This window comes from Roseateles sp. GW823-FHT07B05, from assembly GCF_058794515.1.
This window is the reverse complement of sequence record NZ_JBXAGX010000001.1, coordinates 907,157-921,003: the sequence shown is the minus strand read 5'-3', so window position 1 is coordinate 921,003 and position 13,847 is coordinate 907,157. Positions and strand designations below refer to the sequence as shown.

1 protein-coding gene (cut by a window edge) is annotated in these 13,847 nt (G+C 73.8%); it reads right to left on the bottom strand.

Annotated elements, in window-relative coordinates:
* Window positions 1-13,847, bottom strand: partial view of an LEPR-XLL domain-containing protein gene (locus AC1Q7O_RS03770; protein WP_492659131.1) — the 5' portion only. 13,216 nt of this gene lie to the left of the window's left edge; only the first 13,847 of its 27,063 coding nucleotides appear in the window; it begins with the start codon at window positions 13,845-13,847; the stop codon falls past the left edge of the window.

The window sequence follows — 13,847 nt, the reverse complement described above, 5'->3', positions numbered from 1 at the left end:
AGCGGGCTGATGCCGGCATGCAGGTCGACGTCGGCATCCCACTGGATGCGGCCGTCGCCGTCGTCCGTCTGCGTGGCCTCGCCGCCACCGACGTCGATGAAGGCACCCGTGCGATCGATGCGGGCGGACGGGGTCTGCTGCGTGCCGAAGGTCTGCACGTTCAGCGCCAGCGCGTCATAGCCCGCCACCGCCTGCAGGCCACCCGCGGCGGTGCGCGGCGACGCCGCGATGGTGGCACCCGCGCTGGCGACCACGCGCGCGTCGTTGTCGGCCGTGGCGGTGGCATTGACGTCGGTACGGGCGCCAAAAGCCTTGGTGTTGCCGTTGGCATAGGCGTCGATGTCCAGGCCGCTGTAGCCGGCGCGCAGGTCCATGCCGCGCTGGCCATTGAGCTTCGCGGCGCCGTCGATCTGCACCTGCGCGCGGTCGGCCAGCGTGGCGGTGGCGTCGGCATCGTTGCTGACGCCCAGGCCGCCGGCGCCGGTCTCCGTGCTGGCGTCCAGCCGGATGGCGTTGCCCTGAGCCAGCACCGCGACGGTCCCGGCGTCTGCCCGGACATCGCGGCCCACGCGGGCCGTGGTGCGGCTGCCGTCGATGGTGGCGCGGCTGTCGCCATCGGCGCTGGCGACGAAGCCACCGGAGCCGATGCGCGAGCGGGCCTGCTGGTCCGCCCCCAGGCTGGCCTGCAGTTGCAGCGCGCCGCCGCTGCGCAGCACCAGGCCGTCGGCCAGTTCGGCCAGCGTCGTGGGGGTGTAGATGGACTGGGCACCCGCGGTGGCCACGTCGACGAAACCGCCGCCCTGGGCCCGCGCTTCGGCGGTCTGGCGGCTGTGGTTGTTGGCCAGCACCTGCACGTCGCCGCCCGCCGTCACCTGACCGCCCAGGCGGGCCGTGGCCGCGCTGCTGACGACGATGTTGGTGGTGGAGACCTTGACCGCGACCACGCCACCGCTGATGTTGGTGATGTTGGAACTCGCGTCGCCGTCGGCGTCGCTGCGGACGACGACCGCGCCACCGGCGGTGATGTCACCGTCGATGCTGGCGGTCACGTTCGAGAGGACGGTGACGTCGGCGCTGCCGACATTGACCGTGACCAGGCCGCCCGACGAAGCGCTGGCCGAGGCCGAGCTGCGGCCGTCGCCCGACGGCGGCGACACCTCGGCTAGCGCCACGCCGCCGGCGCCCAGCAGGCGCTGCGATCCCGCCAGGCTGGCGCCGCTGGCGATGTCGATGCGCAGGCCGTGCTGGCCGGCAGAGGCCTGCAGGTCCAGGCCTTCGCTGCCGATGAACTGCTTCACCGACGGTGCCGCGGCGTCGGCCTGCCAGGCGATGTCCAGCGCGACGCCGCCCGGCGCGGCGGCGAGCTGGAAGCTGCCTGCATTGGCGCCGGTGACGTAGTAGGTGCGCCCCGACACCAGGCCGGCAATGCCGGGATCGGTCAGGCTGTGGCCGACCTGCGCGCTGCCGCTGGCCAGCAGCGCCAGCGGCGTCGGCGTGGTGGTTGCCTGGGCCAGCGTCGCCGCGAGTTGCACTGCCTTGTCGCTGAGCCGGATGACGTAGTACGTGGCGCCTTCGACCAGGCTGCCACCGCCGGCCAGCGCCAGCGGCGCGCCGTCGCTGTGGTAGCGCACCGCCTGGCCGTTCACGAAGCCGTGCGGCTCGCTGAACCACAGCGCGTGCGAGTCACCGGCCTTCAGCGTGCCGTCGTCGTTGGTGAGGGGCGCGAAGCTGCCGTCCAGCGCCAGGTTGACCGTGTCGACCGTGAAGCCCTGGCCGCCGCCGTCGCGGTAGGTCACCGCCTGGCCATTGACGAAGCCGTGTCCGGCCAGCGTGATGCGATCGGCGGCCGCGTTGACGGCGGTGCGGCCGTCGACGTTGGGCGTGCTGCCGGCCTGCGCCGCGGCCTTGCTGCTGAACAGCTTGATGCTGCGCGGGTCGATGACGCGCGCGTAGAGCGTCTGGCCGGCCGTCACGGCGCTGGTGGAGCCATCGGCGTTGCGCACCGTCAGCGCGGCGCCGTCGCTGCCGTCGTAGACCAGCGCGTCACCGGTCTGCAGCAGGTGGCTGCCGGCGAAGCGCACGAGGTCGCTGTCGGCGTCCAGGCCGTAGTCGATGCGCGTGCCGCCCGACGTGGTGCTGGCCGGCGTGCCCTGGAAGCGCACGCCCAGCTTCAGCACCTGCTGGCCGGCGGCGCCGGGCGCGGCCTTGAGCACGAGATAGTCCCGGCCGTTGGCCAGGCCGGCGAGGGGCTGGCTCGCCTGGTAGCGGACGACGTCGCCGCTGTCGATGCCGAAGTCGCCGTAGGTGAGCGTGTCCGCCGCGCCGTTGACGGCCAGCACGCGGTCCTCGGCCTGGGCGCCGACGGATTGGCGCAGCGCCTGCACCTGCACGTCGCCGCTGGCGTCGACCTGGCTGCCGCTGCCGATGCGGGCATCCACCGTGGCCGTGACCAGGCTGTCGGCCACCGACACGCCCGCGTCGATGACGCCGCCGCCATAGCCCTTGGCCGTGGCGTCGGCCTCGGGCAGGTACTCGGCCAGCACGGTGACGTTGCCGGCCTGCACCGTGACGCCGTCGCCCAGCGTCGCGCCGACCACCGAGGTGGTCTCCGATCGGGCATCGGCGCCGCGGCCGCTGAAGATGCCGCCGCTGGCGGCGCGGCTGACGGACACGCCGCTGTCCTCGGCCACCGCATGCACCCGCAGGTTGCCACCGGTCAGCACGGCGCCGTCGCCCACCGTGGCGGTGGTGCGGCCGTTGACGATCGTCTCGGTCTTGACGAGGCCGACGCCGGCCAGCAGGCCCACGCTGACGCTGAAGCCGTCGGAGCGCGCGGCGTTGTCGCCGTCGGCGTCGACGGTGATGCCCTGGCTGCCGCGCAGCTGCGCGCCGGCACCCACCGACGCATCGACCGTGCTGCTCGCCGTCGCATGGCCGACGGCGCCGGTGCCGGCGAGCAGGAGGCTGCCGGCAAACGGACGGACTTGTGCCCGCACGGGCGCCGCGCTCGTGCCGCGGGCGAACACGCCCACCGAACCGTCGGCGCTGACCACGGCGCCCTCGCCGATGCCGGCGCGTACGTCGGCCGCCTGGGTGGCATCGGCCAGCGCCACCGCCACGGCGGCACCGCCGGCCACGGCCACGCCCAGCGCATCGGCCCGGACCGCGGCACTGGCATGGCGGGCGTCGAGCCGCACATTGCCGCTCGCCTCGACGACCACGCCGGCGCCCACCGTGGCGGCCACGCTTGGCGCCACGGTCACCTTCACGTCGACACCGGTGCCGGCGAGCAGCACGCCGCCGCTGGCGCCGACCGCCTCGACCTCCACCTGGGTGGCCTGCGCATCGGCCAGCAGGCTGACGTTGCGCGCGCGCACCCGCGCATTGCCGCCGCCCGCCGCGCCGCCGCGCGTCTGGATCTCGGCGCGCGTGGCGCCCGTGACGTCGGCGCGGACGATGACCGCGCCCAGGCCCACGCCGATGCCGATCGCGCCGCCACCGAGGGTGGCGTCCAGCCGGACCTGCGAGCGCGCGGCCACGTCGAGATCGCCGCCGAGGGTGATGTCCGCACCGGCGCCCACGGTGGCGAGCGCGTCGGTGCCGATGTCGGCCAGCAGCACGGCGCCTGCCGCTCCCGCGCCGGGGCCGCCGGCAATGGCCACCGCCATCACGCTGCTGCCCGGGTAGCTGTCGATGCGGCTGTGGGCCTCGCTGCCCACGTGCAGGTCACCCACCGTCTGGCCGGCGGCCGCGCCGATGCGCGCACCGCTGCCCACGCGCGCGTCGGCGCCGCCCTGCAGGCTGAGGATGTTGACCGCCGCGCCGCCGGCCACGCCGGGCAGCGTCGGGTTGTAGGCGATGGCCAGGCCCGTCGTGGTGGCCTGGATGCGGGCGTCGTAGCGGGCGTCGATGCGCACCGCGTCGGCCTGCGTGATCTGCACGCCACCACCGCCGCTGTCGTCGGCGAGGAAGGCCCGCGCTGTCGCCACGTCCTGCACATAGACGACGGACGCCGCCGCGCCGACGATGCCGCCGACGCCGCCGGCCACGGCCAGCGCGCGCAGGTCGCTGGTGTAGTCGCTGCTGATCGTGATGTCCCCGCCGGCGGACAGCACGGCGCCGTCACGCACTTCGGCCCGCACATCGGACTGGTTGTTGACGATGCCGATGGACGCCCCGATGCCGGCGCCCTGGGCCGTCACGTCGATGCCCACCGCGCCCACGATCAGCGTCATGTCCAGCTGCTCGTCGGCGCCGACGGTGATGCCGTCGCCGGCCGCGACGGTGTTGTGCTGGCCGATGAAGGCCTGCGTGCCGGCGCTGGTGGCGGTGGTGGCCTGGGTGGCGGTCGTCACGCCCTGCGTGGGCACGGCGGCCTGCAGCCTCGTGGCCGCGCCGCGGGCGGCGCGCCGGGCGGCGTCGGCCTGCGCGCTGCCCAGCGTGTGGCCGCCGCCGCTGCCGCCGGACAGTGCCAGCGCGTGGCCGGCCTCTGCATCGGCCAGCGTGGCCGCCAGCCGGATGCGCCCGGGCTGGGCGGCGTCGACGATGACGTAGTACTCGACGCCATCACGCAGCTCGCCGACGGCCTGGTTGCCGTCCGCACCGCGGCGGTAGACCAGCGCATCGCCGGTGTGCCAGCCGGGGTCGGCGGCCAGCACGATCTGGCCGCCGCTGACCTGGGCCGCGCCGAACTCGGTCAGACCGTCGTAGCCGCCCAACGTGGCGATCAGCTGGGTGGGCCGGGCCTGGCTGTCCGCGGCGTTGGCGAGATCGGTGTCGGTGCCCTGCAGCGCGTTTTCGTTGCGGCGGGTGCCGGCGTCGTCGAAGCTGTAGCTGGCGTTGAAGTTGCCGCCCAGCTGGTAGACCGATGCCGCACCGCCCAGGCCCACGCGGCCCAGCGCGGCCGAGACGGCCAGGCTGTCGATCTGCTTGTGCGCGACGGCCTGCACCAGCACGTCGTTGCGCGCGTGGAGGTTGCCGCGCGCAGCGGCCGTGCTGTCGCCGATGAAGGCGTGGGTGTCGTTGCGCACGATGCCCACGTCCACGCCGCCGGACAGGCTGCCGGCGGTGGAGCCGGCGAGCACGCCGTCGATGGCCTTCAGGTTAAGGCTGTTGCCCGCCACGACGGTGACGGACTGCCCGGCATCGGCCGCGCCCGGCCCGCCGTTGACGCGTGCGCCGCCGCCGATGGCGGCCGTGGTGTCGCTGTCGATGATCGACACAGTGACGGCGCCGGCCAGCGCTACGAAGTTGCCCACGCCCGCGCTGGCGGAAACGCCGAACAGGTCTTCAGCCGAGCGCGCCTGCACGATGACGCCACGACGGCTCACCGTGCCGAACGCACCGCTGGCGTCCTGCGTGCCGTCGAGCACGCCCGCCAGGTCGCCGGCCCGGGCCGCCGCGTCCACCGTGGCGCCGTTGCCGATGGTGGCTTCCGTGCGCTTGGTCAGCAGCGTCACGCCGACGGCGCCACCGATGCCGACTTGGCCTAGGCTGAGGCCGGCCGAGCCGCCGATCACGTCGAGGTCGCTGTCGTCACGTGCGCTGACGACGACGTTGCCGCCTGCCTGCACCCAGGCGTCATTGCCGACATGGGCCTGCGTCGCGGTGTCCAGATCGAGCACCGACACCGACGCGGCCACGGCCCCGCCCGCGGCGCTGTTGCCGGCCAGCGCCACCGACACGGCCAGCACGTCCTCCCGGGACTCCGCCTGCACCTGCACATGCCGCTGCGCGGCCACGCGGGCACCGTCGCCCACCGTGGCGAGCGTGCGGGCGTCCAGCGTCAGCAGATCCCCCGCGGGCGTGATGGCCACGGTGCCGGCGATGCCGCCGGCACCGGCAATGCCGAGGTGGTGGAAGTCGCTGGCCGCCGCCACGTTAACGTCCTGCAGCGCGTTACCGCCGGCCGCCTGATTGACCGCGGCGCCGGCGCCGATGCCCGCCCGCGTGTCGGCCTTCACCAGCGCGGCCGAGGCCGACAGCTGCAGGGCCACCTCGCCGGCACCGCCGATGCTGACGCCGAAGGTGGCGATGTCGTCGCGGTTGGTGGCGCTGACCGACAGCCCGCGGAAGCCGCTCTGACGCACGGCGCCGACGCTGCGCTCGCCATCCAGGGATGGATCGCTGCTGCCGCTCTGGGCGCCGATGCCGGCGGGTGCCGCCACCTGCACATTGCTCGCCACGGCGGGCGTGTAGACGGGCGCGGTGAAGCGGCCGGCCAGCACGTCCAGCGCGGCCTGGCCACGCGCATCGACCACCGCGTCGGCGCCGATGTCGGCGTCCACGATCTTGGTCAGCGTCGCCACGGCCGCGCCGCCGCCCAGGCTGGCCGTGCTGCTGCCCGACAGGCTGCCGCCGATGAGGTCGAGCCGGGTCTGGTCGTCCGCCGCCACGGCGACGCTGCCACCGGCATCGACACGAGCCCGCGCGGCAATGCCGGCATGGGTCGCCAGGTCGAGCGTGGTCAGCGCCACGCCGCCCGCCAGGCCGACGCTGGTGCCGACGCCGGCACCGCCGCCCGCGGCCACGCCGTCCTCGCGCGAAAGCGCATGAACGCGCACATGGCCCTGGGCCAGCACGGTGCCGCCCAGCACGGCCTCGGTCTGCTTCTTCAGCATCAACACCCCAGCGCCGGCGCCGAGGCCGGCCTGGTTGCCCGCGCCGATGGCGCCGCCCAGCACCATCACCGTGCTGCGGTTGTCGGCCAGCAGGTTGACGCCCTGGGCGCCCGGGCCGTCGGCGTTGATGCGCGTGCCGTCACCGACCAGCGCGCGGGTGGTCTCGTCCATGACCACGGCACCGCCCGAACCGGCCACGCCCACCAGGCCGGCCTGCGCGCCGCCGGCCGCGATGGCCAGCACGTCCTGCGTGTTCGTCGCGGTGACGCTGGCGCCGTGGAAGGCGGCGTCGGCGGCACGCGCATCGCCCACGGCCGTCTGCACGGTCGCGGCGCCACCGGCGCCGAGCGCGACCAGCGTCGCGTTCTTGCCAACGAGCGCCTCGACGCGTTCGGTCTGCGTCAGCGTCATCGCCGACAGGCCCAGGCCCGCCTGCGCGCTGCCCACGGCCAGGCTGCCGGCCACGCCGAGCAGCTTGGCGACGTTGTCGGCCTGCACCAGCAGGTCGCCGCCGGCACGCAGGCTGGCGCCATCGGCCACCAGGGCCTGCGTGCGGTTGTCATGCGTGAAGACGCCCACGGCGCCCGCCAGGCCGGCGTTGCCGCCACGGGCCAGGCCGGCGTCGACCTGCGTCAGCAGCAGGCGCGACTGGGCATCGACGACGACGTCGTCTCCGGCGGCGAGTTGCGCCCCGGCGCCCACGCCGGCCAGTACGTCGCGCGTGACGCCGAGCACCGACACCGAGCCGTCGACCACCAGGCCGGCCGCCGACACCGAGGTGCCGGTGACGACGGTGCTCGTCAGGTCCAGCAGGCTCAGCGCCTGCACCGTGATGTCGTCGCGTGCCGCGACGCGGGCACCGGCGCCGACGACGGCGCCGACATGCGCGTTGATGGCGGCATGGTCCGCCGAAGCGCCCACGCCCACCAGGCCGCCACTGACCAGGCCACCCGCCACGCCGAGGGTGTTCACCTCGTGGCGCGCGCTGACCTGCACCGCCTGCGCGGCATCGGCGCTGGCGGCGTCGCGTTGGTTGACCTGGGCGCGGTCGCCGATGCGGGCGTCCACGGCGCTGTCGATGCGGGTGTCAGCCACCGAGGCGGCCAGCGCGGGCATCTGCGCCATCGCGCCAGCCGCGGCGGCGGTCACCACGGTATCGGTGGCGACGGCGCGCACGACGACGCCGCGCACGCGCGCCCCGTCGCGGCCCGCGGGCGGCGTGCCATGGCCGTCGGCGTCGAGCTGGGCGTCGTCATCGACGGCCGCCAGCATCTGGCGGCGCACGCTCAGCTGCGCGCCGGAGGCCCCGACGCCCAGCTGGCGGCCGAAGGCGGCACCGCCGGCCACCACCAGCACCGGCGTGTCGTCCAGCGCCTGCACCAGCGCGCTGCCCTGCACCTGGATGTCCGCGCCGGCGGTCACGCGGGCGTCGACCGTGCTGTCCACCGACAGGCGCACCGCCGAGCCCGCCAGGCCGACCATGTTCGAGGCGCCGAGGCTGGCGGCGATGGCCAGCACGTCGTTGATCGCATCGGCCCGCAGCACCAGCTGGCCGCCGACCTCCACGTCGGCCGCGTTGATCTGGGCCTGCACGACGCTGGTGATAGCGACGTCCTGAGCCGAGGCACCGACGCCTGCGCCGGCCTTGCCGCCCTTGGCCAGCGCGCCAGCCACCGTCACCACGCGGGTGTCGTTGCGTGCGGCGACGGTCAGGTCGCCCTGGGCGCGCACCAGCGCGCCGTCGCGGACGGTGGCGGTGACCGTCGTGCCGGTGCCGCCGCTGATCACCGAGCCGGCGGCGTCGGGCCCGTTGCCGACCGCCGCGCTGGCGCTGACGCCCACCAGCAGGCCGGTCGCACTGGCCTGCACGTCGACCGTGCCCGCATGCACCTCGCCGCCCAGCGCGGCGGCCACGGTGCGGTCGATGTCGTTCTGGACGATAGCCCCGGCCAGGCCGATCGCAGCGGCTTTGCCGCCCAGGCCCACAGCGCCGGCGATGCCGACGGTCTTGCCATCCGCCTCGGCGTGGATGTTCAGCGCGCCGGCCGGCGCTGCGCCGGTGCCGACGCGCAGCACACTGTCCTGCGTCGCGGCCAGCACGTGCTCGTCCACCGTGGTGCTCGCGCGGGCGCCCACCACCTGCGCCACGGAGCCCGTGCCGGCCTTGGCGCCGGCCACGCCGAGCGAAATCAGGTCGGACCAGGACGTCGCCCGCACGGTGGCGGTGGTGTCGGCCTGCACCAGCCCGGGCAGGGCCGGCGCCACGGCGGCAGTCAGCCGGTCGCCGATGAAGGCCTCGGTGACGTTGTGCTGTGTCGTCGCCGACGAGGCGGCGCCGAACGCGATCTTGGTCTTCTGCAGAGCCCCGCTGGCCTGCACGGACAGCAGCGACAGCTCGGCCTCGATGCCCAGGGCGCCGCCGCTGTGCACGCGCGCGCCGTCCTCGATCCAGGCCCGCGTCGTGTGCGTGCCGTCGGATTGCGCCAGCGCGCCGCCCGCGCCGGCCATGCCGCTGCCGCTGGCATGCGCCACCAGCACCTGCTCGTCCGACTGAGTGGCGGCCACCCGGATGCCGCCGGGCGCGCTGACCTGCGCGCCATCCTCCACCCAGGCCTCGGCGGTGCCGGCATAGCCGCTGTCCACCGTCGACAGGCCCACGCCGACGGTCCCCTTGGTGCCACCCATCGGCTTCAGCGGGTTGGCCTGCCCGGCGATGTGGATGGCGTCGGCCGTAGCCAACGCGGTGACCGTGACCGCCGCGTCGGCATCGCGCTGCAGCGCGGCGTTCTGGTTGACGCGGGCGCCCTCGCCGATGGAGGCGCGGGCGATGTTGTCGAACCGGCTGGTGTTGACGCTGCCGACCGCCGCCAGCCCCGGGTTGCCGCTGGACGACGACTCGGTGTAGGTGGTGGCGATGAAGTTCGGCACGAAGTACTTGGGCGGCACCACGGCCATCAGGTCGGTGACGGCCTGCGCGATGCCGGCGGCGGCATCGAGGCCCCAGCCCAGCAGGCTGGTGGCCGCGCCCGCGCCCTCGCCGATGTGGTCTTCCACGCCGGCCAGCGGATTGGTGGAGTTGTTGGGCGCCGTGCTGCTGTCGTCCAGCGACAGGTCGGGCTTGTCCAGGTCCAGCGCGTCGCGCAGGTTGCCCAGGTACTCGCCGAGGCGGATCTGGCTGGGCATGTCGGCATGCGCATCGACCGCCAGGTCGCCAACGGCGTCGAGCGTGGCGCGCGGCTGCACGCGCACCTCCGCCTCGTTGGTGACATCCGCCTTCACGAGGGCGCCGGCCACGCTCACGCCGGGGCCCTTGGGGCCGCCTACGGCGAAGGCCTGGAAGTTGTCCTTGGCGCCGGCGCCCAGGCTGAGGCTGTCGGCGCTGGTCAGCTGCGCGTTGCTGCCGATGGTGACGGTGGCGCGGTTGACGCTGTCGGCGTGGGCCTGCGCGCCGGCCAGCGGCAGCGAGCCGACGAACTTGGTCGACGCCAGCGACGTGGTGTCGTTCTCCTTGTTGTCGGCCGTGGCGCCGATCTGCAGCGAGGCGACCGCGGGGGCCTCGCCGTGCGCGGCGGTGTCGGCCCCCAGGCTGCGCACCGCGCCGTCGACCTTCACATCGGCCGAGGTGCGGATGTGGCTGACCGCCACGCCCATCACCGCCAGGGCCGGCCCGCGCCGGGCCTTGCCGCCGGCGTCGACCAGGAATTCGTTGCCGTCGTTGGTGGCGTTGATGGCCACCTGCTGGCCGCTGACCAGCGCGCCCTCGGCGACTTCGGTGAGCGTGGTGGTGGTGCCCTCGCCGTACACCAGCGCGAGCCGGGGCATGGAAGCCGATTTCTTCTTGACGGAGACGTCGCTCATCGCCGTCATCGCATGGTTGGCCGTGCTGTCCAGCGTTACCGCGCCGTCGGCACGCACCGTGGCGCCGAGCCCGATGCGCACATGGGCATCGGCCGTGGAGCTGACGTAGGTGGCCCCCAGCGGCAGGCCTTCCACCATCTGCATCACGTTGGCGTCGGCATCGGCATCGATGTCGACCGTGCCGCGCGCCAGCACGCTGGCGCCGTCGTCGATCAGCACGGTGCTGCTGGCGGTGCCCGAGTACTTGGACACCGGCAGCTTGACCGGCGCCGCGAAGAACGCGCCGAACAGCGCGCTGGTCGGGACGCTGCCGATCAGGCTCTCGGCCACCAGGCCCGCCGTCAGCGGGTTGTTGGGGTGGCTGGGGTTCACCTGGTCGCTGGGCAGCACGCCCTGGATGTCTGGCGCTCGCACCAGTTCGTTGGCGACCACGGCGCCACCGCTCGCGGCCAGGTCCACCACCAGCGTGCGGCCGTCCGCGGAAATCGAGCCGATGGCGAACATGGCGTCGTTGGCCATCGTGCCGCGCACCTTGATCTGGCGCCCGGCCAGGAATCCGTCGTCGGCCCAGCTGCCGCCGTCACGGCGCAGGCTGTGCGTGGCAGCATCGAAGAACACCAGCGGCCGGCCGTGCTCCGCGCCGAAGTAGACGTCCAGCTCCTGCGAGCTTTCGGCCTGGAAGCCGGCGAAGCCCGGGGCGGACACCGTCAGCGTGGCGCCATTGATGCCGGTGACGACGAAGTTGCCGTTGTTGACGCCGTCGGCCAGCAGCGCGCCGGCGACCTGCACCTCCTGGCCCACGGCGAACCCGGCCGCCAGCCAGCTGCCGCTGGAGCGCTTGATGGTGTTGCCGGCCAGGTCGAGCGTCAGCGCCTCGACATTGCCGAAGCTGGCGGCAATGTCGCTCCCGGTGACCAGCGTGCCCTCGACCGTGAGGGTGGCGCCCGACACGGCCGTGATGCGGTGGTAGCCGTCGTTGGACTTGCCGCTGCTGTCGCTGCCGGTGCCGCTGACGCTGATCTGGTTGCCCACCGCGAAGCCCGCGCCCTTGGCCGCCCAGGTGCCGGTGGCCAGCGTGATGGTCGAGCCGCTGAAGCTGGCCACGCCGTCGAACTCGTCCCGCAGCGGCTCGGGCGTCAGGCCGGTGCCGCCTTCGGCGGCGCCGGTGGCGCTGATCGTCGCGAGCGCCGTGGTTTCGGCCGTCAGCGGTGCGTCGTCGGACAGCGTCAGCACCGTCGCGCTGACGGCCGTGAGGCGGGCGCCGCCGTCATTGCGCGCACTGCCGGCGATGTTCACCGACTGCCCCACCGCGAAGCCCTCGGCCAGCCAACTGCCACCGGCATCCGAGCGGGTGACGGTGCCACCGCCTGCCGCGGCGGCGAACACCAGGGCCACGCGGCCATCCAGGCGCACGTTGGGGTCCGCCACAGCCACCGGCACGGCGCCGGGGTCACCCTTGGGCGACGAGGCGGATGCCCCGGCCACGCCGGCTTGCGCCTTGATGGCCGAGGGGTAGAACAGCGTCAGCGTGTCCGGCGTGACCGCCGAGATGAGGTACTCGCCATCGTTGTCGCCCACACCGTCGCCATCACCGTCCGGCGTGCCGCTGAAGCGCACGAACTGGAAGCGCTTGAAACCGTCGGCCACCCAGTCGCCGCTGGCGCGCACCACGGTGTCGGACGACAGGATGTCGTTGTGGCGGAAGTCCAGCACCGTGCCCGGTGCCATGAAGTTGACCGCGCGGATCTCGGTATCGCTGCTGTCGGCTTCGGCCGTGAGGTGAGCCGCGACGTCCAGCGTCAGCGTGCTCGGGGTCAGCGACGCGACCTTGTAGTAGCCGTCGTTGGACTTGCTGCCGCGCACCTCGATCATCGTGCCGGCGACGAAGCCGTCGGCCGCCCAGTTGCCGTTGGTGTCGCTGCGGACGATGGTGTCGGCCGCGCCGCCGCCATCGATGAAGGACACGATGGCGTCCTGCGGCAGCGCCGGCACCAGCAGGCCGTTGCGCTGCGCGGCGGTCAGCGAAGCGATGCCGATGTCGTTGACGAACAGGTCGATCGTGCGCTGGTTGGACGACATGCTCTTGAGCGTGACGTCGCCGCCCGACAGGCGGGCCCCCTTGCCGATGCGGATGGCCGACACCGCGTCGAAGCTGGGGCCGAGCGAGCGGCTCGGATCGCCCAGGTCGTCGATCAGACCCAGCGTGGGGTCGAAGTCGGCATTGGCCAGCATGTCGATGTCGCCGCCCACCGCGACGATGGCGTTGGCGGCCACGTTGATGCTGCCGCCGGCGAACACCGACAGGTCGCCGTCGATGCGGATGTCCGAATCCAGGAACACCGCATCCGAGTCGTTGATGGCGAGGGTGAAGCTGCCGACATCGGCCAGGCCGCGCAGGTCCGCCACGCGGAGGTGGTCGTCGCCGAAACCGGTGTTGATGGTCAGCGTGCGGCCCGTGGGCGCGCGGAACAGGAAGGTCTCGAAGCTGCCCACGCTGCCCTGCGGCAGGTTGGAGGTGATGACGAGCTGGTTGGTGAGCGAGTCGTAGCTCAGCGTCGCGTCGTTGCTGCCGGGCGTCAGCGAGACGGTCACGTCGCCGCTGGCGCCGGCCAGCACGCTGACGGGCTCCAGGCCGTCGAAGGCCACGCTGCGCGCGTCGACACGCAGCACGCCACCGTAGGGGCCGCTGGCTTCATAGGCCAGCGCTGGCGAGCCGGCGGTCTCGACACGCAGCGTGTCATAGCCGCCCACGCCACCGTCGAGCCCGCCGGACAGCGAGCCGCCGTCCTGCAGCACGAAGGTGTCCTGGTTGTCGACCGCGCCCGCCAGGTGCTCGATGCCGCGGAACTGCGTCGCGCCGACCGAGCCGGCATCGGCGCCGGTGATGAGCCAGGTGCTGTCGGCCAGCGGCCCGTGGAGCACGTCGCTGCCAAGCCCGCCCTCCACCCGCGCCTGAAGGCCCGGGGCGTCGAGCGTGATGCGGTCATCGCCCGCGCCGGCGTCCAGCTGCAAGGCACTCACGCCGTGCGTGGCATCTCCAATGCGCTGGCTGTGGCCGTTGATCGTCAGGTCCAGGATCAGGCCGCCATCGCCAGCGATGCCGGTCTTCTGCACCAGCACCTGGTCGTTCCCGTCGCCCAGCGTGACCTGGAGTACGCCGGCCGCGCCGAAAGACAGCACGGGGTCGGCCGACAGCAGCAGCCGGGGCTCGAGCGTCTCCAGCTGGAAGCTGGACGCCTGCGGCGACGGCGCCGCGCCGGCCTTGCCTCGCCCACCCTGCCAGGCTTCGCGCAGCCGCCTGGCCAGTTCGGTCAGGCTACGGGCGCTTCGTTGGGCAGTTCCTGCAGCCGGAGCCGTGCGTTGCGTCAT